This is a genomic window from Allorhizocola rhizosphaerae (assembly GCF_003426775.1).
Classification (GTDB): Bacteria; Actinomycetota; Actinomycetes; order Mycobacteriales; family Micromonosporaceae; genus Allorhizocola; species Allorhizocola rhizosphaerae.
Window position 1 is genome coordinate 37,052 of record NZ_QJUG01000026.1, and the last position, 16,011, is coordinate 53,062.

Sequence of the window (16,011 nt, forward strand, 5' to 3'; positions counted from 1 at the left end):
ATCGAACCTTCCGGTATCGTGACCGGCCGTGACCCTGACGGTGCCCCCTCGCCGCCGACGTTACACGTTGGCCACGCTCGCTCTGACCGCGTTGACGCTGGTCATCGGGCTGGCCACTCCCGCGTCGGCGCAGCCGACAACCCCGCCCGACGAGGGCGAAAGTGACCAACTAACCACACTGCGTAGCAACCTGGAGACCGCGGCGATCGGCTATCTCGACGCGGAGGCCCAACTGGCCACCGCCACGGCCAAGCAGGGGCAGCTGCAGCAGGAGCTGACCCGCGCCGAGCTCGACATGGCCCGGGCAAAGATAGCTGTGGCCCGCTACGTGGGCGAGGCCTACAAGACCGGCCGGGTCGGCACGCTCGGCATGATCCTCAACGCGACCAGTCCGGACCAGTTCCTCGGGCGTGCCGTCGCGATCGACAAGATGACCCAGCGCGACCAGGTCATGATGCGCGACCTCATCGACGCCCGGCAGCGCGCGCTCGACGCCAAGGCCGGCATCGACGCGGCCATCGAGATGGCCAATGCCGCCAAGGACGAGATGCAGCGCCGCCGCATCGCGGCCGAGCGGGCGCTCTCGTCGATGGGCGGCTACGCCGTGAACGGCTGGATGGACCCGAACTCCCCGGCAGCGCAGCCCGCCAAGCGCAACCCGGACGGCAGCTGGCCCCGGGAGCTGTGCACCATCAACGATCCGACCACGTCGGGCTGCATCACCCCGCGCACGCTGCACGCCATGAAGCAGGCGCAGGCCAACGGGTTCACCCGCTACGTGTCGTGCTACCGGCCGGGCAACCGGTTCGAGCATCCGAAGGGCCGGGCCTGCGACTTCTCGGCGGAGAAGAGCGGTTTCGTCGACGCCAACGCGGGCGGTGACGACAAACTGTACGGCGACAAGCTGGCCTCGTTCTTAGTCAAGAACGCGAGCGCACTCGGCGTCATGTACGTGGTCTGGTACTGCAAAATCTGGATCGCCGGCGGCTGGAAGTCTTACAGCTCAACGGGCTCCAAGTGTGGTGACGCCCCGGCCGGCGACCACACCAACCACGTGCATTTATCGGTTTATTAAGGCCGTCTTGGTTGCAGGCGGTTGCGCAGGGCCAGCAGGTCGTGCTGCTGCCTGCGCTGCTGCGTGATGAGCGCGTCGAGCGTGCGCCTGGCCGCGTCATAGCGCGCACTCTCGATCTGCAGGGCGCGGATCTCCTGCTTCTGCCGCAGCGTGAATCCGGCCAGGAGCTGGAGCCGTGCCATCGCATCCTCCGTCGTCGCGGCGCCGGACAGCACATACAGCGGATCGATCCGATAGTTGCGGTAGCTCGCCGACGCGACCCGCCCCACGGCCGCCCGCCGCTGCGCGATCCGCTGCTGCAGCGTGCCGATCTGCCGCTGCATGATTTCGGTCTGGGCGATGGTGACGCTGAGGTCGGCGGCGAGCTGATGGTAGCGGGCGATATTCTCGTCAACGTCCGGCTGGGCGGCGACGGGTGTCAGGGTTAGCGTTGCGGCGAGCACTGATGCGAGGATCGGGGCCACGTCCCGGTTAACGAGCGGCGCGGCGGGTGGTTGCCGATCGATACCCTAGGGGGGTATTTTTGCTGCCATGACGGTCAGTTACAGCCACTCAGCCGACAAGGAGGCGCTGCTTGCCCGGCTGCGCCGGGTCGAGGGTCAGGTCCGTGGCCTGCAGCGGATGGTGGAGCAGGATACCTACTGCATTGACGTCCTGACCCAGATCTCGGCCGCGACCCGCGCCCTGCAGGCCGTGGCGCTGGGCCTGCTGGAGGGGCACATCTCGCACTGCGTGGTCGACGCGGCCCGCGACGGTGATCCCGACGCCAAGGTCAAGGAAGCCACAGACGCCATCGCACGTCTAGTGAGGTCTTAGGAAGCATGTCCACCACCACGACCTATCAGATCACCGGCATGACCTGCGGTCACTGCGCCGGCGCGGTCACCAGAGAGCTGTCGGTCCTGCCGGGTGTGCACGACGTCGAGGTCGACCTCGGCTCGGGCACAGCCAAGGTCACCAGCGACGCCGTGCTCCCGATCGACGCGGTGCGCAACGCCGTCGACGAGGCGGGCTACGAACTGGCGGGCGTTGATGCCTGAGCAACAGCAATCGGGCGTCAAACTGGGCGTGTTCGTGGGCGGGCTCGCGGTCGCGCTGATCGCAGGCTTCGGGCTCGGCAAAGTGGTCAAGCCGGCGAGCCCCACCGCCGGTGGGCCCGTGCCGCAAGCCACCGCGAGTGAGGGGCATGTTCATGCCACGGGCGCGAGTGCCGGCTCCGAGGTCGGCGGCCTGGCCATCAGCAGCGGGGGCTACACGCTCACCCCGCTCGCGCACGACGCCACCAAGCTTTCCTTTGTCATCAAGGGTTCCGATGGCAAGCCGGTCACCGACTTCACCATCGTCCACGAGAAGCCGCTGCACCTGATCCTGGTGCGCCGCGACTTCACCGGATATCAGCACCTGCACCCGACCATGGCGCCCGATGGCACGTGGTCGGTGGCGGCCGATCTGAGCAAGCCGGGCCTGTGGCGGGTCTTCGCCGACTTCGCCGCGACCGCGCCGGGAGGCGCGCAAAACGCCATGACGCTGGGCTATGACATCACCGTGCCGGGCGACTACCAACCCCAACCCGTTCCGCCCGCCGCCCGCGAGTCCACTGTGGACGGCCAGACGGTGACCTACGAGGGGACTCCCGTTGTCGGCGCCACGTCGCCGATGCTTTTCAGAGTGGCGGGCAACCCGACGCTTGAGCCCTATCTCGGCTCGTTCGGCCATCTCGTGGTGGTGCGGCAGGGCGATCTGGCCTATGTCCACGTCCATCCGGAGCCCCAGCTCTCCGGTGGCGCCGTGAAGTTCTGGCTCGCCGCGCCGAGCCCTGGAACGTACCGGATGTATTTCGATTATCAGATCGGCGGGAAGGTCCGCACCAACGAGTTCACCTTGGTGGTGGGGTAAAGAACTGGGTGCGGTGCATCCCGGCCGCGCGTCCCTTGGCCGCGACAACGAGTGCCATCTTGCGCGACGCTTCGTCAATCATCTCGTCGCCGAGCATGACCGCGCCCAGCTTACCGCCCTCCTCCGAGGTGTAGTACTCGTATGCGTCGAGGATCAGCTCGGCGTGGTCGTAGTCCTCCTGCGCGGGCGAATAGACCTCGTTGGCCGCCGCGATCTGGTCCGGGTGCAGCACCCACTTGCCGTCGAACCCGAGGGCCGCGCTGCGCTTGGCGACCTCCTGGAACCCCGCCAGATCCCGGATCTGCAGATAGGGCCCGTCGATGGCCTGCTTGTCGTGCATGCGCGCGGCCATGAGGATGCGCATCAGGATGTAGTGGAACGGGTCGCCGGGGTAGTCCGGGTGCAGCGCGCCCACCACCAACGACTTCATGTTCAGCGAGGCCATGAAGTCTGCCGGGCCAAAGATGATGGTCTCGACGCGCGGCGACGCGGCGGCGATGGCGTCCACATTGACCAGCCCGGCCGCGTTTTCGATCTGCGCCTCGATGCCGATCCGGCCGACCTGCAGCCCCAGCGACTTTTCCAGCTGGGTCAGCGTCAGGTCGAGCCACTCGATGTGCGCGGCCGACTGCACCTTCGGCAGCATGATGCAGTCCAGGTGCGGGCCCGCGCCCTCCACGATCTCGATCACGTCCTGGTAGGTCCAGGGCGTGGTCAGGTCGTTGACCCGCACCACGCGGGTCTTGTCGCCCCAGTCGCCGTCGCATAGCGCGGCGACGATATTCTTGCGCGCCATGGGTTTCGCCAGCGGCGCGACCGCGTCCTCAAGGTCAAGGAACACCTGATCCGCGGGCAGACCCTGCGCCTTGGTGAGCATCTTGACGTTCGAGCCGGGGACGGCCAGACAGGACCGGCGCGGGCGACCTAGCGACATGTACCCCACGGTAACCTTTGCCGCGGCCGAAGGAGAACGAGACTGTGGAAAAGACCACCCCGCATATAGTCATCACCGGTGCGAGCTCCGGGATCGGCGCCGCCGCCGCGGTTGAAATGGCCCGGCGTGGCTGGCGGGTCACCCTGGTCGGCCGTGACCCCTCCCGGCTGTCCGCCTCTCTTGATGCGGTACCGGGTGAGCCCACCGCTGTGCAGGCCGACTTCAGCCGGCTCGCCGACGTGCGGGAGCTGGCCAAGCGGCTGCTGTCCGGGCCCCGCATCGATGTGCTGGCCAACAACGCCGGGCTGGTGGCCCGCGGGTCCACAGTGGACGGCTTTCACACCACCATGCAAGTCAACCACCTGGCTCCGTTTTTGCTGTCCCACCTGCTCCTGCCCCACCTGGACGGGGGCCGGATCATCAACACCGCGTCGCTGTCCGCCGCCTACGGGCTCGACCCGACCCCGCCCACCCGAGCATTCCCGAGCGCGTGGCTGACCTATTGCACGTCCAAGAAGGCGAACATCTACTTCACCGCCGAGGCCTCGCGCCGCTGGCCCTCGGTGGCGAGTCTCGCGTTCCATCCGGGCGTGCCGCGGACCCGGTTCGGGACCCCGGCCGCACAGTTGTTCTACCGGATCGCGCCCGGCCTGCCCACCTCGGAGCAGGCCGCGCGGGAGCTGGTGCGCCTGGCAACCGAGCCGGTCGCGCAGCTGGTCAACGGCGGTTACTACTACAACGGGCGGCTGCTGTCCGGCCCGGAACGCCGAAAGACGGCGGCATCCCGGCTCTGGGACGCCACCGCCTCGGCGCTTGACCTCTGATCAGTTGAAGCCGCCGCTTGAGCCGATCGCGGCCACGACGAAAATGATGTACCCGATGCAGCACAGCCCGTAGAGCCCGGTGACGATCCAGCCGACGATGATGCCGGTCTTGGCCATGCCCTCGCCAGACTCACCCGTCTGGCGGATTTGCTTGAGCGCGACGTGTCCCAGGATTGCGCCCACCGGCGCGGTGACGGACACGAGGATGCCGACCAGCGAGAGGATCATCGAGACCAGCGCCATCGTGTTTTGCGGGGGCGCGGCCGGCGCGTAACCATAGGGCTGCTGCTGTGCGTAGGGCGCGCCGTAGGGCGGCGCCGACGAAGGGCCATATGAAGGGGCCGCGGGTGGCTGTGGCGGTTGCGGCGGCGACACCGGCTGCTGCGCATAGGGGTTCGACGGCTGCGCCGCGAACGGATCCTGTGGCGTCGGGTCCGGCTGCGAGCCGAATGGGTCAGGCGTGCCAGGCGGTGGCGGGTAGGTCATGAACGGCTCCTCATGTATTTAGTGAGCACACACGGTACGACATCCTGTCAGGAGGTGTCCCGTTTCACGTGTCCGGGCACCCGGCGATGAGCGATACTCAGCGGTAACTAACGCCGCCTCCCGTGCGAAAGGACCGCCATGCCACGCCTCGCCCGCACGCCCGGCCTGACCGATGAGCAGGTCGCCATCCTCGAGACGGTGCGTGAGTTCGCCGACAAGGAGATCATCCCACGGGCCCAGCACCTGGAGCACGCGGATGAGTATCCCGAGCAGATCATCGACGGCATGCGCGCCATGGGCCTGTTCGGGCTCACCATCCCGGAGGAGTTCGGCGGGCTCGGCGAGTCGCTGCTGACCTACGCGCTCGTGGTCGAGGAGCTCTCGCGCGGCTGGATGTCGATCTCGGGCATCGTCAACACGCACTTCATCGTGGCGTATCTGATCGCGCAGCACGGAAGCGACTCGCAAAAAGAGCACTTCCTGCCGCGCATGGCCACAGGCGAGGTGCGCGGCGCGTTCAGCATGTCCGAACCGGAGACCGGCTCGGACGTGTCGGCCATCAAGACGCGCGCCGTGCTCGACGCAGACGCGTATGTCCTCAACGGACAGAAGATGTGGCTCACCAACGGGGCCTATTCGTCGGTCGTCGCGACGCTGGTGAAGACCGACCAGGGCGCGGATTCGGTGTACGGCAACATGACCACGTTCCTGCTGGAGAAGGAGCCGGGCTTCGGCGAGACCGCGCCGGGCCTGACGATCCCCGGGCGCATCGACAAGATGGGCTACAAGGGCGTGGAGACCACGGAGATGGTGCTCGACGGGCATCGCGTGCCGGCCACATCCGTCCTAGGTGGACCGTCGCAGGCGGGGCGCGGCTTCTACCAGATGATGGACGGCATCGAGGTGGGCCGGGTCAATGTGGCGGCGCGGGCGTGCGGCATCTCGATCCGGGCGTTCGAGCTCGCCATCGCCTATGCGCAGCAGCGCAGGACGTTCGGCAAGCCGATCGCGCAACACCAGGCGATCGCGTTCAAACTGGCCGAGATGGGCACGAAGATCGAGGCGGCGCACGCATTGATGGTCAACGCTGCCCGGCTGAAGGACGCGGGCCAGCGCAACGACGTCGAGGCGGGCATGGCCAAGCTGCTGGCGAGCGAATACTGCCACGACATCGTGACCGAGGCGTTCCGCGTCCACGGCGGCTACGGGTACTCGAAGGAGTACGAGATCGAGCGGCTGATGCGCGAGGCGCCGTTCCTGCTCATCGGCGAGGGTACGAGTGAGATTCAGAAGACCATCATCTCGCGCGGGCTGCTCCGGGAGTACGGAATACACTAAGCCGGTGCGCCGACTTGCTCACGCTGCCGCCAAGGATCCGCACGCCGGCTCCTTCATCACCCCTGCATGCCTTACGGGGTGATCCGATGCGCCGACTGCTCACCCCGAAATGGCTGGCCGCGCACGCGCTGGCCTGGCTGGGTGTCGCCGCATGTCTTGCGCTGGGCTGGTGGCAGGCGGGTCGCGCGCTCGAGGGCAACATGCTCAGCTGGGCCTACACGTTCGAATGGCCCGTCTTCGCAATTTTCATAATCGTCATTTGGGTACGGGAAATGCGTCTGGCGGTCCGGAAGGCCCCGGCGGGCGGGGAGACGAAGGTCACTCCCGCGAAGCGGGGACCGGTGATCACCAGGCCAATGGCGGCTGCGCCCGCTGATGACGACGACGATCCGAAGCTCGCCGAATACAACCGATATCTGGCGTGGCTGAGCGCCCACCCGGACGCGAACCCCAAGGAGTATCAATGCTGAAACGCGGCCTGCCCGGCGCGCTGGCCCGCTATCGGGTGATCGCCTGGACCGTCGGTGTGCTGCTGCTGTTGCTCACGCTGGTGGCCATGCCGCTGAAGTACTTCGCGCACAACGACATCGGCGTGCTGCTCGTGGCGCCCGTGCACGGCTGGCTCTACGTCGCCTACCTGATCGCGACCGCCGACCTGGCGCGCCGGGTGCAGTGGTCGGTCAAGCGCGTGGTGGTGGTCGCGCTCTCGGGCACCATCCCGTTCGTGTCGTTCATGATGGAGCGGCAGGTGCGCCAGTGGGTGCAGCTGACCACCCGGGGTGGCAAGGAACCCTCGGCAGCGTCGGCCAGATAGGCTGATTGGCATGACACAGGTCAATGGCGACACCGTTTTGCAGTCGGAGGTCCTGGAGGATCTCAGTGACGCGGTGAACTACCAGCGATGGCTCGCCGACCTGGTCCGGCCGCACCTGGGCGATGAGCCGCTGGAGATCGGCAGTGGGCTGGGCTACTACGCGGCCCTGTGGCTGCCCGACGTGCGGCACTTCACGGCGACCGAGGCCGACCCGGCGCGGCTGGTGGACCTCAAGGAGCGATATGCGGGCGAGCCTCGCGTGACCGTGCGCCAGCTGGCCCTGCCCGCGCCCGCCGAGGGGATCGGGCAGCACAGCTGCATCGTGGCGCTCAACGTGTGGGAGCACATCGACGACCACGTGGGCGCGCTGCGCTCGGCCGCCGCCATGCTGCGGCCCGGTGGGCGGGTGGTGCTCGTGGTGCCCGCGTTCGAGTCGGCGATGAGCAACTTCGACCGGCTCATCGGGCACGTTCGCCGGTACACGACAAAATCGATGAGGGAGTTGCTCGAAGCCGCCGGCCTGGAAATCCAGGATGTTCACTATATCAACCCGGTCGGGCTGTTGAGCTGGTATGTGGTGTGCAAGCTGTTGCGGCAGCGCCCGAAGAACGGGTTGCTGCTGCGGGTTTACGACCGCGTCATGATCCCCATGCTGCGAAGGGCCGAACAGGGGAGGCGTCCCCCGTTCGGCCAGAGCGTGTTCGCAGTCGCGATCAAGCGGTAGTTGCCAGGCACTCGCGCGCTGATTCTGGCGCGGGGCAAGCAACTCGGGCGTGATCGCCTGGGTGCGAAGGTTGCGTCGCGATTGGCGAGGGGCCTCGCCCGCATGCAAATCGGGCGCGCCCCACGCGCGATCACGCCTTGGCTGCGGCGGCCTTGACCTTTTCCATGTCGAGCGCCCGCACCTGGGTGATCAGGCTCTCCAGCGCGGACGCCGGCAGGGCGCCGGGCTGGGCATAGACGATCACGCCGTCGCGGATGGCCATGATGGTCGGTATCGACATGATGCCGTAGCGGGCTTGGAGCTCGGGCTGCGCCTCGGTGTCCACCTTGCCGAAGGTGATGTCGGCGTGCTTCTCGGAGGCGCTCTCATAGGTCGGTGCGAATCGAATACACGGGCCGCACCACGACGCCCAGAAATCGACCAGCGTGATGCCCTCGGGCTTGCTGGTGACCTCGTCAAAGTTGTCCTTGGTGAGCTCTACTGTCGCCATGTTTCCCGCTCCGAGTCTCATCGATTGATCAGGCGTGATGAATAACCGGCGGCGGTCGCCGGGAATTCCCGCACGATTACGATACCCAGGGTGAGCAGTAGCACACCCTATTCGGCGGGGCGTTTCGGCACCATCACCTTGCGGCGGAAGACGCAGACCATCGTGCCGTCCTGCTTGTAGCCGCGGGTCTCGACGCTGACCACGCCTCGATCCGGCTTGGACTCGGACTCGCGCTTTTCGAGCACGGTCGTCTCGCCGTAGATGGTGTCGCCGTGGAACGTCGGCGCGACATGGCGCAGCGACTCGACCTCCAGGTTGGCGATGGCCTTGCCGCTTACGTCGGCCACGGACATGCCGAGCAGCAATGAGTAGATGTAGTTGCCCACCACCACATTGCGTTTGAACTCCGTCTGGGTCTCGGCGTAGTGCGCGTCGAGGTGCAGCGGGTGGTGGTTCATGGTGAGCAGGCAAAATAGGTGATCGTCATATTCGGTGACGGTCTTGCCGGGCCAGTGCTTGTAGATCGCGCCGACTTCGAACTCTTCAAAATACCGACCGAACTGCATGATCCACCTTACTGTGCGTGATCGCCTTCTGGTCAGAGTGCCTACGCCTGTGGGGTGTCCGGGGCTCGGCCCCGGAGAATTATCGCGGCCCTCGGCGAAAGCGCCAAAGGCGCTGAGCAGCAGTGAACGGCGGGGCCCTCCCCGGCACCCGCCGCCCACGCTCTCGTAACACGGAATTCTGCCGTACAACAAAGAACGTGTATAGGTCTCCGTCAGAGACTCAGGTCACAACACAGCGTCATTGTTCCGACAGTGGCTCACGCGTGCGGGTGATTACCACGCAAGGTGACAGCGGCTCGGGTTCGCGGCATATGCTGGCCACAGGAGGTCACCATGCCGAGCAAGTCAGCTTCAGGGAATCTCCTTTCCGCGCGAGAGTCCGTGCTCCTCGCGTTCGAACCGCATGAGTGGGAGCTGCTGGTGCGGCTCCCGGCGCGCATCATGATCGCGGCCACCTCGGCCGAACCCGACAGCGACCGCCGCACCGTCGCCGAGGGATTGGCGGGCATCAACGCCATCGCCGCGGGTGCATCGTCGCACTCCGATCTGGTGCGCGCGACCGTAGCATCGATCTACGCCGAGGCCGACCCCGATCCGCCCACCGCCGAGCAGTTCCGCGACCGCGCGGCGGGCATCACCGAGGTGCTCGTGAGCTGCCGGGCGGCGGCGCTCGTGCTCGACTCCCGTGCCACCCGCGACGACGCGGCGACCTATCGGACGTGGGTCGAGTCCATCGCCGAAAAGGTGTGCGGCGCGGCCAAATCCGGTGGTGTGCTTGGCGTCGGCGGCGTCACGCACAGCGCGGCAGAACAGAAGTTCCTGGCCGACCTCGCCGACGCATTGCGCAATAAATAAGCTGCTGCTTTGTGATCGACGACGAGGCCGTGGGCACGGTGGGTGTCGGGCCATGGGAGGGCCCGTGGCCCGACGACCCCCGATACGACCCGCAGCTGCTGGCCGAGGGCGACCGGCGCAACGTCGTCGACCGGTACCGGTATTGGCGGCTCGAAGCGATCGTGGCCGACCTGGACACGCGCCGGCACGCCTTCCATGTGGCCATCGAAAACTGGCAGCACGACCTCAACATCGGCACGGTCGTGCGCACGGCCAACGCGTTCCTTGCCGCCGAGGTGCACATCGTGGGCAGGCGGCGCTGGAACCGGCGCGGAGCCATGGTCACCGATCGATACCAGCACGTGCGGTACCACGAGACGATCTCCGATCTGGTGGGGTGGGCGCACGGGGCGGGCCTGACCGTGGTCGGGATCGACAACCTGCCCGGCAGCCGGCCCATCGAGACCGTCGACCTGCCACGCCAATGCCTGTTGCTGTTCGGCCAGGAGGGGCCCGGGTTGTCCGATGCCGCGCGGGAGGCGTGCGATCTGCTCTTCTCCATCGCGCAGTACGGCTCGACCCGCTCGATCAATGCGGGTGTGGCCTCGGGGATCGCGATGCACGCCTGGATCCGGGAACACGCGCCACCGCCCCCACCCGCTTGACGTGCTGTGACGGGCGGCGGAAAGTGGGACTATGAGCCTCGCGGTGTCCTGTCCGCGGTGCGGGGGGCCTGTGCGGCCGCCCGGGCTCACCCATTCCCAATGGTTGTGCGACAGCTGCGGCCCGGTACTGCCCCTGCACACGGCCTCGCGGGTCAACCGCGAGGTGGTGGCGTCCGCCGTGGAACGGGCCAAGCGCGACGGCATGCCGATGTGGTGCCCGTGGCCGATGCCCCCGGGCTGGATGGTCACCGGCCTGGGCTGGGTGGCCGACGACCGGTCGCGGGTGGCCGCGACCGCGGTGGCGTGCACCGGGCCCACGCCGTTGGGCGACGGGCCGGCCGATGTCGTGCTGGTGGCCGAGGAGCCCGGGGTGGGGCTGGGCGCCCGCATGGCGGGCCTGCCCGGACAACCCGACCTGGGCCCGGATATCGCGGGAGCAGGCTCGCACGCCAAGGTCAAGGCGGCGGGGCATCCGACTCCATTGTGGTCGGTCGAGGTACCCCCTGATAGGAGCGTCTATGCCGGGGAGGCGAAGGGTCGCTGGATCTACGCCATAGCATGGCCTGCGCACGCCGGCTACTTCTTCGCCGAAAACCCCGTCCTGCACGACCTGGCCGAATGGCTGCCCGCTGAGCTCGTCTTCGGTGCGCCCTCACCTCGTTTGAGCAGCTCAACCTAGTTCTCGTGGATAGCGCCCGAGGTGGCGGGCGGGCATCGCACACGTCTGACGGAGATGTGCCTTAATGATTCTGAAGCGGGCGCCAAACTGTTAATCTGAGAACGCTCAGCCACGGAATAACCGCAGAGGGAGAAGGCCTGACATGGTCAAGAAGATCCTTACCTGGGGAGGCATCGCCTTCTTGATCTTCTTCGTTGCGTTCCGGCCTGGAGCTGCGGCGGAAGTGGTAAAAACTCTTGGCAGCACCGCGGTCGACATCCTGACCGGCGTCGGTGACTTCTTCAGCAGCCTGGTGTCCGCCCTCGCATGACCACGGGTCCTGGGCCGGGCGAGCCCGAAGAGCCGCGGCGCGAGCGGGATACCGAGCCGATTCCGCGCACGCGGGGTGAGGCGCACCCACCGCCCGACGAGCTGTCCGACACCGACGAGGTCCCGCACTTTGTCGGCAAGGCGACAGTGGGCGCGGCGGCCGGCCGCGGCCCCGGTGGGCACGGTTCGGCGGCGGGGCCCGACGACGAGCTGCCGCACTTCTCCGAGGAGGAGCTGGCCGGTGTCCGGTTCGACTCCTCGGGCGCGCCGGTCAGCTCCCGTCGCGTGCTGCCGCTGGAAGACGAGCCGAGCAACCTCGTGGCGCGCTACCTGTTCCCGACCGAGCGTTACCGGGGCGAGTGGAAGCGGCACTGGGTGCACCTGGGCAACCACCTTCTGATCGGCGTGGTCGCCACGTTCATCCTGGGCTACCTGTCCGGCTTCCTCGCCAAACAGGATGCGGCGCGGGGCCTGTGGGTCGGCGCCGTCGTGGTGTGGGCGGTCATCATGGGCTGGGTCGCGTGGAAGGTCGCCGACTGGTACTTCGACCGGTTCATCCTGACCAACAAGCGACTGATGCTCGTGAACGGAATAATCACCCGGCGGGTCGCCATGATGCCGCTGATCAAGGTGACCGACATGAAATACGAGCAGTCCCCGATGGGGCGCATCCTCAACTACGGCACGTTCGTGCTGGAGTCGGCGGGCCAGGACCAGGCATTGAGCAAGGTCGCTCACATGCCCAACCCCAACGAGCTCTATCTGCGCATCGTCGAGGAGATGTACGAGCCGGCGGCCGTCGAGGCGAGACTCGGCCGTGAGCCCGACGAGGAGTGACTCGTTAGCTCTAGCTCCCGCTGCCTTGTTGTGCCACCCTGTCCGATAGCGCGACAGGGGAGGTGCCACACGTGGCTTCGGGCAGCCGGCAGCGCCAGGTCTTGGAAGACGAGTTTCGCGACTTCGTCAATGCGCGCTCGGCTGCGCTGCTGCGCACCGCCTACCTGCTCGCGGGTGACTGGGCCACGGCCGAGGACCTGCTGCAGACCGCGCTGACCAAGACCTATCTGGCTTGGAAGCGGCTCGGCCAGATCGAGGCGGTGGAGCCCTACGCCCGGCGTGTGCTGGTCAACACCGCCACCAGCTGGTGGCGCCGCCGCTGGCACGGCGAGCGGCCCACCGAATTCCTGCCCGAACGGGCCGCGCCCGACCGCCTGGACGAGCAGCTCGACCGCGATGTCCTATGGAGGCACGTCAAAGCCTTGCCGGCGCGACAACGCGCCGTGCTAGTTCTGCGTTTCTACGAAGACATGTCCGAGGCGCAGACGGCCGCGATGCTCAACATCTCCGCGGGCACGGTGAAGAGCCAAACCTCCCGTGCACTGGGGACGTTGCGCCAGCGGCTGGCGGCCGAGGGGCTGCAACCACCGGTGTTGCCAGAGCGTGAGCAGGCTTCGAAGAAGCCGGTCAAGCCGGCCGAGCCGGTGGTGGAGCAGCCCGTCATGCCGCTCGTCGACGTGCCGGAGCCCGTAGAGGTGCCGGCGCAGCGCTCGGAGGGGGATGAGATCAGGCCTGCACCGGAAGCGGTGCCGGCCGGGAGAGCCGGGCGATGACGAATGCTTGAGGACGAGCTGCGAGAGATGTTCCGCGCGCGCGTCCACACCCCGCCCGCCACAGAGGATCCGGCGGGGGTGGCCATCAGCCAGGGGGAGGGCCGGATCAGCCGGCGTCGGACACTGATCGGCACCGTGTCGGTCTTGCTGTTCGTCGCGCTCCTCGGCGGCGTCGCGTCGATCAGAGCGGTGTGGGGGCCACCCGCTGGGGCCGATCAGGCGCTCACCTTCGATGCGTACTTCGGCAGGGATGAGCAGACGCCGAGCCCCGCGCCGCCCGAATCGCTGCCGATCATCGCGATGCCGGTGGACGTGCATGTGGGGACGGCCCTGTGGACGACGGACGGGCGCCAGCTCAAGCTGCCGGGCGTCAATGAGGTGGTGGAGGTCGTCCGGGTACCCGATGGATGGCTTTATTCCGATGACTTCCGCCTGCATCTGCTGACCCTCGGCGGCCAGCTGATACCCATCGTCGCGAGCAACCTTTCCGCGTGGACCGTCAGCAACGACGGCAGCCAGGTCGCGACGGTCGCCGACGACACCGTGCTGGCGCTGAAGACCCCCACGGGCACGCAGAAAGCGAGGACGACCGTGCCCAACGGGGCGCGGGCCGTCGCGTTCGACGGCGCGCGGGTGGTGCTCTCGCGCAGCGACCGGGGCAGCGACAGCTGGAGCGGCGAGTCGGCGTCCTACCGCGAGGCATGGGACGCGAAACTGGTTGTCGTCTATGGCGGGCGCGGTGGGGACGCGGTCGGCCTCTATCAGCAGGGCTCGGACGTCTGCCTGGTCGACCTGCGGACACAGCCCGAGGGCTGGCAGGTCACGACCATTCTGGGCTGCGGCGATCTGCCGGCGACGGCGGCCAAGGCCGGATACGGGATGTCGCGTGCGGCACGGTCGCCGGATGGGCGGTGGCTGGCGGTGCCGTCACCGACCGGGGTGCACCTGGTGGACCTGCAGGCGTCGCGGGTCGCGGCTGCGGGCGGCCTGGGCGGACCGCCGGTGGTCGCGCACACCTGCCTGTCGCTTCCGGACGCGCCGGCGGTGTGGTCCGATGCCGACACGGTGCTCACGATCAGCACGGCAAACGGTGTGATCGCGTGCGGGACCGACGGCGGCCGCGCCTCGGTGCAGCTACCCGGCGGGGTGTCGGACGGGTGGGCGCTGGTGCGCCGGTACGGGGTCGGTTGATCGTCGTGCTATACGTCCATGGTGGACGTCAAATTGTTCGGCGAGGTCTTCGTCACCCTGCTGGTGATCACCGATCCGCCCGGCATGGTGCCGATCTTTCTTGCCTTGACCGGTACCATGTCGGCGCGCGAGCGGCGCAAGGCCGCGTGGAACGCGGTGGCGCTGGCACTGGGTGTGATCGCGGTGTTCGCGGTTGCCGGGCGCACGATCCTGGAGTATCTGCACATTGACCTGCCGGCGCTGCAGGGGGCGGGCGGGCTGCTGCTGATCCTGGTCGCGCTCGAATTGCTGACGGGCAAGACCGAGTCGCCCGACCAGCACAAGACGTCCAATGTGGCGCTCGTGCCGCTGGGCACGCCGCTGCTGGCCGGGCCGGGCGCGATCGTCGCGACGATGCTGTTCGTGCAGCGGTCGTCCACGGTGGGGCAATACGCGGCGATCGGTGTGGCGATCGTGCTGGTGATGGTGGCCGTGTATCTGGTGCTGCACTTCTCGGGGGCGCTGGTCCGGATACTCAAGCCGAGCGGGATCGAGGTATTGACCCGCATCGCCGGCCTGCTGCTGGCCGCGATCGCGGTGCAGCTCATCGCGGATGCGGTCAGCGCGTTCGTGGAGAAGTACGCCCTATCGCATTAGTTGTCGTACCCGGGTGGCAGTATTTGGGGCGTGACAGCTTGGGTGGAAAAGCCCGTCCAGCACGAGCAGCTCCGGTTCGACATGATGCCCGAGCGGCTGTTCGTGTGCACCCCCAGCAAACTCGCTGCGTTCGCGGACTGTCCGCGCAAATATCGGCACTCATATATCGACCGCCCGCCGCCGGCGAAGGGGCCGGCGTGGGCGCACAATTCGGTCGGCGCGAGCGTGCACACGGCGCTGCGCAACTGGTGGGATGTGGCGCCCGAGCGGCGGCACAGCGAGCCCGGGGTGATGGGGCGGCTGCTGCGAGCCACCTGGGTGCGCGAGGGCTATCGCGACGAGGAGCAGGAGCGGGCGGTCTTCCGGCGGGCGCTGGGCTGGCTCGAAACCTATGTGGGCTCGCTGGATCCGGAGTTCGAGCCGGTCGCGGTGGAGCGCACCGTTGCGGCCAAGACCACCGTGCTGGCGTTGAGCGGGCGCACCGACCGCATCGACCGGCGCGGCGACGAGCTCGTCATCGTGGACTACAAGACCGGGCGCGCCGGGCTCGACCAGGACGACGCGCGCGGCTCGCAAGCCCTTGCGCTGTATGCGTTCGCGGCCGAGCGCACGTTTCGGCGGGCATGCCGCCGGGTCGAGCTGCACCACCTGCCGACGGGCACCGTCGCGGCGCACGAGCACACGGAGGAGTCACTGCGGCGGCAGGTCACGCGGGCCGAAGCGGCGGCGCGCGACATCGTGGCGGCGGAGCGTGCGCTGGCAGAAGGCGTGCCGGCGGATGAGGCGTTTCCGACCCGGCCGAGCAGGTTTTGCGGGTGGTGCGATTTTCGGCGGTCTTGCCCGGGTGGGGTGGGGGCGCCGGTGCATGAAGCTTGGGCGGGGGTTTTGGAGTTCGGCTCGGCTTGAGGTTGGTGGGGGCGCGAGGTGGGGCGCGAGGTGG

At 67.8% G+C, this 16,011-nt stretch carries 23 protein-coding genes; 18 read left to right on the top strand and 5 right to left on the bottom strand.

The features are described from left to right. Window positions 1-28: 28 nt before the first annotated feature. Window positions 29-1,075, top strand: coding sequence for a coiled-coil domain-containing protein (locus DM816_RS07755; protein ID WP_246001691.1), 1,047 nt, complete (start codon window positions 29-31; stop codon window positions 1,073-1,075). Here the strand turns inward: DM816_RS07755 and DM816_RS07760 are convergent. Next, complete coding sequence (locus DM816_RS07760; protein WP_117209457.1) at window positions 1,072-1,518, bottom strand: hypothetical protein; 447 nt, start codon at window positions 1,516-1,518, stop codon at window positions 1,072-1,074. The genes DM816_RS07755 and DM816_RS07760 overlap by 4 nt on opposite strands. A gap of 88 nt (window positions 1,519-1,606) precedes the next feature. Between DM816_RS07760 and DM816_RS07765 the strand changes: the two genes are divergently transcribed. From DM816_RS07765 to DM816_RS07775, 3 genes are read left to right on the top strand one after another with little or no spacing between them, the layout of a single operon-like run. Then, window positions 1,607-1,891 carry a metal-sensitive transcriptional regulator gene (locus DM816_RS07765; RefSeq protein WP_117209458.1) on the top strand — a complete coding sequence of 95 codons (285 nt, stop codon included), beginning with the start codon at window positions 1,607-1,609 and terminating at the stop codon, window positions 1,889-1,891. Window positions 1,892-1,896: 5 nt separating this feature from the next. Further along, window positions 1,897-2,115 (top strand): heavy-metal-associated domain-containing protein, encoded by a 219-nt coding sequence (locus DM816_RS07770; protein WP_117209459.1) that lies wholly within the window; start codon window positions 1,897-1,899, stop codon window positions 2,113-2,115. Beyond that, window positions 2,108-2,971 carry a hypothetical protein gene (locus tag DM816_RS07775; RefSeq protein WP_117209460.1) on the top strand — a complete coding sequence of 288 codons (864 nt, stop codon included), beginning with the start codon at window positions 2,108-2,110 and terminating at the stop codon, window positions 2,969-2,971. Before DM816_RS07770 ends, DM816_RS07775 begins: the two co-directional genes overlap by 8 nt. Here DM816_RS07775 and DM816_RS07780 read toward each other — a convergent pair. Next, a complete protein-coding gene (locus tag DM816_RS07780; protein WP_117209461.1) occupies window positions 2,952-3,905 on the bottom strand; it encodes an HpcH/HpaI aldolase/citrate lyase family protein in 954 nt (317 codons plus the stop codon). The two genes, DM816_RS07775 and DM816_RS07780, sit on opposite strands and share 20 nt — an antisense overlap. A 44-nt stretch (window positions 3,906-3,949) precedes the next feature. On the opposite strand from DM816_RS07780, the gene DM816_RS07785 reads away from it, so the two are divergent. Continuing rightward, window positions 3,950-4,729 (top strand): SDR family NAD(P)-dependent oxidoreductase, encoded by a 780-nt coding sequence (locus tag DM816_RS07785; RefSeq protein ID WP_342768678.1) that lies wholly within the window; start codon window positions 3,950-3,952, stop codon window positions 4,727-4,729. Here DM816_RS07785 and DM816_RS07790 read toward each other — a convergent pair whose 3' ends face one another. Beyond that, entirely contained in the window at window positions 4,730-5,215 is a 486-nt protein-coding gene (locus tag DM816_RS07790; protein WP_117209462.1) for a DUF4190 domain-containing protein, read from the bottom strand. Window positions 5,216-5,353: 138 nt separating this feature from the next. Here DM816_RS07790 and DM816_RS07795 point away from each other — a divergent pair, with 138 nt between their 5' ends. From DM816_RS07795 to DM816_RS07810, 4 genes are all read left to right on the top strand, one after another. Continuing rightward, window positions 5,354-6,553 carry an acyl-CoA dehydrogenase family protein gene (locus DM816_RS07795; RefSeq protein ID WP_117209463.1) on the top strand — a complete coding sequence of 400 codons (1,200 nt, stop codon included), beginning with the start codon at window positions 5,354-5,356 and terminating at the stop codon, window positions 6,551-6,553. An 86-nt stretch (window positions 6,554-6,639) separates the two neighbouring features. Further along, window positions 6,640-7,023 (top strand): hypothetical protein, encoded by a 384-nt coding sequence (locus DM816_RS07800; protein ID WP_117209464.1) that lies wholly within the window; start codon window positions 6,640-6,642, stop codon window positions 7,021-7,023. Next, entirely contained in the window at window positions 7,017-7,367 is a 351-nt protein-coding gene (locus DM816_RS07805; RefSeq protein ID WP_425455223.1) for a DUF3817 domain-containing protein, read from the top strand. The genes DM816_RS07800 and DM816_RS07805 overlap by 7 nt, the downstream gene beginning before the upstream one ends. A 10-nt stretch (window positions 7,368-7,377) precedes the next feature. Next, entirely contained in the window at window positions 7,378-8,091 is a 714-nt protein-coding gene (locus DM816_RS07810) for a class I SAM-dependent methyltransferase (RefSeq protein WP_117209465.1), read from the top strand. A 130-nt stretch (window positions 8,092-8,221) separates the two neighbouring features. On the opposite strand, the gene DM816_RS07815 is transcribed toward DM816_RS07810, so the two are convergent. Both DM816_RS07815 and DM816_RS07820 read right to left on the bottom strand, forming a co-directional pair. Further along, complete coding sequence (locus DM816_RS07815; protein WP_117209466.1) at window positions 8,222-8,581, bottom strand: thioredoxin family protein; 360 nt, start codon at window positions 8,579-8,581, stop codon at window positions 8,222-8,224. A 107-nt stretch (window positions 8,582-8,688) separates the two neighbouring features. After that, complete coding sequence (locus DM816_RS07820) at window positions 8,689-9,147, bottom strand: MaoC family dehydratase (protein ID WP_117209467.1); 459 nt, start codon at window positions 9,145-9,147, stop codon at window positions 8,689-8,691. A 333-nt stretch (window positions 9,148-9,480) separates the two neighbouring features. Between DM816_RS07820 and DM816_RS07825 the strand changes: the two genes are divergently transcribed. The 9 genes from DM816_RS07825 to DM816_RS07860 all read left to right on the top strand — a co-directional run bounded on the left by DM816_RS07825 (window position 9,481) and on the right by DM816_RS07860 (window position 15,977). Then, complete coding sequence (locus DM816_RS07825) at window positions 9,481-10,002, top strand: hypothetical protein (RefSeq protein ID WP_162907213.1); 522 nt, start codon at window positions 9,481-9,483, stop codon at window positions 10,000-10,002. Window positions 10,003-10,016: 14 nt separating this feature from the next. Then, a complete protein-coding gene (locus DM816_RS07830) occupies window positions 10,017-10,646 on the top strand; it encodes a TrmH family RNA methyltransferase (protein ID WP_246001695.1) in 630 nt (209 codons plus the stop codon). Between the two features lie 31 nt (window positions 10,647-10,677). Then, window positions 10,678-11,325: a DUF6758 family protein gene (locus DM816_RS07835; protein ID WP_117209469.1), complete on the top strand. Its 648-nt coding sequence runs from the start codon at window positions 10,678-10,680 to the stop codon at window positions 11,323-11,325. Window positions 11,326-11,467: 142 nt separating this feature from the next. Further along, complete coding sequence (locus DM816_RS42290; protein WP_162907214.1) at window positions 11,468-11,635, top strand: hypothetical protein; 168 nt, start codon at window positions 11,468-11,470, stop codon at window positions 11,633-11,635. Beyond that, on the top strand, window positions 11,632-12,471 hold the full coding sequence (locus tag DM816_RS07840; RefSeq protein WP_117209470.1) for a PH domain-containing protein: 840 nt from the start codon (window positions 11,632-11,634) through the stop codon (window positions 12,469-12,471). Before DM816_RS42290 ends, DM816_RS07840 begins: the two co-directional genes overlap by 4 nt. A gap of 71 nt (window positions 12,472-12,542) precedes the next feature. Then, window positions 12,543-13,244 (top strand): SigE family RNA polymerase sigma factor, encoded by a 702-nt coding sequence (locus DM816_RS07845; protein WP_246001693.1) that lies wholly within the window; start codon window positions 12,543-12,545, stop codon window positions 13,242-13,244. Between the two features lie 3 nt (window positions 13,245-13,247). Beyond that, a complete protein-coding gene (locus DM816_RS07850; RefSeq protein WP_117209471.1) occupies window positions 13,248-14,435 on the top strand; it encodes a hypothetical protein in 1,188 nt (395 codons plus the stop codon). A 21-nt stretch (window positions 14,436-14,456) separates the two neighbouring features. After that, a complete protein-coding gene (locus tag DM816_RS07855; protein WP_117209482.1) occupies window positions 14,457-15,071 on the top strand; it encodes a MarC family protein in 615 nt (204 codons plus the stop codon). Window positions 15,072-15,152: 81 nt separating this feature from the next. Continuing rightward, entirely contained in the window at window positions 15,153-15,977 is an 825-nt protein-coding gene (locus DM816_RS07860) for a RecB family exonuclease (protein WP_425455224.1), read from the top strand. The last annotated feature ends 34 nt before the right edge of the window (window positions 15,978-16,011 follow it).

What these genes read in the sequence shown, in the direction of transcription:
- DM816_RS07765 (WP_117209458.1), top strand. Translation starts at nt 1,607, where the DNA reads ATGACGGTCAGTTACAGCCACTCAGCCGACAAGGAGGCGCTGCTTGCC.
- DM816_RS07770 (WP_117209459.1), top strand. Translation starts at nt 1,897, where the DNA reads ATGTCCACCACCACGACCTATCAGATCACCGGCATGACCTGCGGTCAC.
- DM816_RS07775 (WP_117209460.1), top strand. Translation starts at nt 2,108, where the DNA reads ATGCCTGAGCAACAGCAATCGGGCGTCAAACTGGGCGTGTTCGTGGGC.
- DM816_RS07780 (WP_117209461.1), bottom strand. Translation starts at nt 3,905, where the DNA reads ATGTCGCTAGGTCGCCCGCGCCGGTCCTGTCTGGCCGTCCCCGGCTCG.
- DM816_RS07790 (WP_117209462.1), bottom strand. Translation starts at nt 5,215, where the DNA reads ATGACCTACCCGCCACCGCCTGGCACGCCTGACCCATTCGGCTCGCAG.
- DM816_RS07795 (WP_117209463.1), top strand. Translation starts at nt 5,354, where the DNA reads ATGCCACGCCTCGCCCGCACGCCCGGCCTGACCGATGAGCAGGTCGCC.
- DM816_RS07800 (WP_117209464.1), top strand. Translation starts at nt 6,640, where the DNA reads ATGCGCCGACTGCTCACCCCGAAATGGCTGGCCGCGCACGCGCTGGCC.
- DM816_RS07805 (WP_425455223.1), top strand. Translation starts at nt 7,017, where the DNA reads ATGCTGAAACGCGGCCTGCCCGGCGCGCTGGCCCGCTATCGGGTGATC.
- DM816_RS07810 (WP_117209465.1), top strand. Translation starts at nt 7,378, where the DNA reads ATGACACAGGTCAATGGCGACACCGTTTTGCAGTCGGAGGTCCTGGAG.
- DM816_RS07815 (WP_117209466.1), bottom strand. Translation starts at nt 8,581, where the DNA reads ATGGCGACAGTAGAGCTCACCAAGGACAACTTTGACGAGGTCACCAGC.
- DM816_RS07820 (WP_117209467.1), bottom strand. Translation starts at nt 9,147, where the DNA reads ATGCAGTTCGGTCGGTATTTTGAAGAGTTCGAAGTCGGCGCGATCTAC.
- DM816_RS07825 (WP_162907213.1), top strand. Translation starts at nt 9,481, where the DNA reads ATGCCGAGCAAGTCAGCTTCAGGGAATCTCCTTTCCGCGCGAGAGTCC.
- DM816_RS07835 (WP_117209469.1), top strand. Translation starts at nt 10,678, where the DNA reads ATGAGCCTCGCGGTGTCCTGTCCGCGGTGCGGGGGGCCTGTGCGGCCG.
- DM816_RS42290 (WP_162907214.1), top strand. Translation starts at nt 11,468, where the DNA reads ATGGTCAAGAAGATCCTTACCTGGGGAGGCATCGCCTTCTTGATCTTC.
- DM816_RS07840 (WP_117209470.1), top strand. Translation starts at nt 11,632, where the DNA reads ATGACCACGGGTCCTGGGCCGGGCGAGCCCGAAGAGCCGCGGCGCGAG.
- DM816_RS07850 (WP_117209471.1), top strand. Translation starts at nt 13,248, where the DNA reads ATGCTTGAGGACGAGCTGCGAGAGATGTTCCGCGCGCGCGTCCACACC.
- DM816_RS07860 (WP_425455224.1), top strand. Translation starts at nt 15,153, where the DNA reads ATGATGCCCGAGCGGCTGTTCGTGTGCACCCCCAGCAAACTCGCTGCG.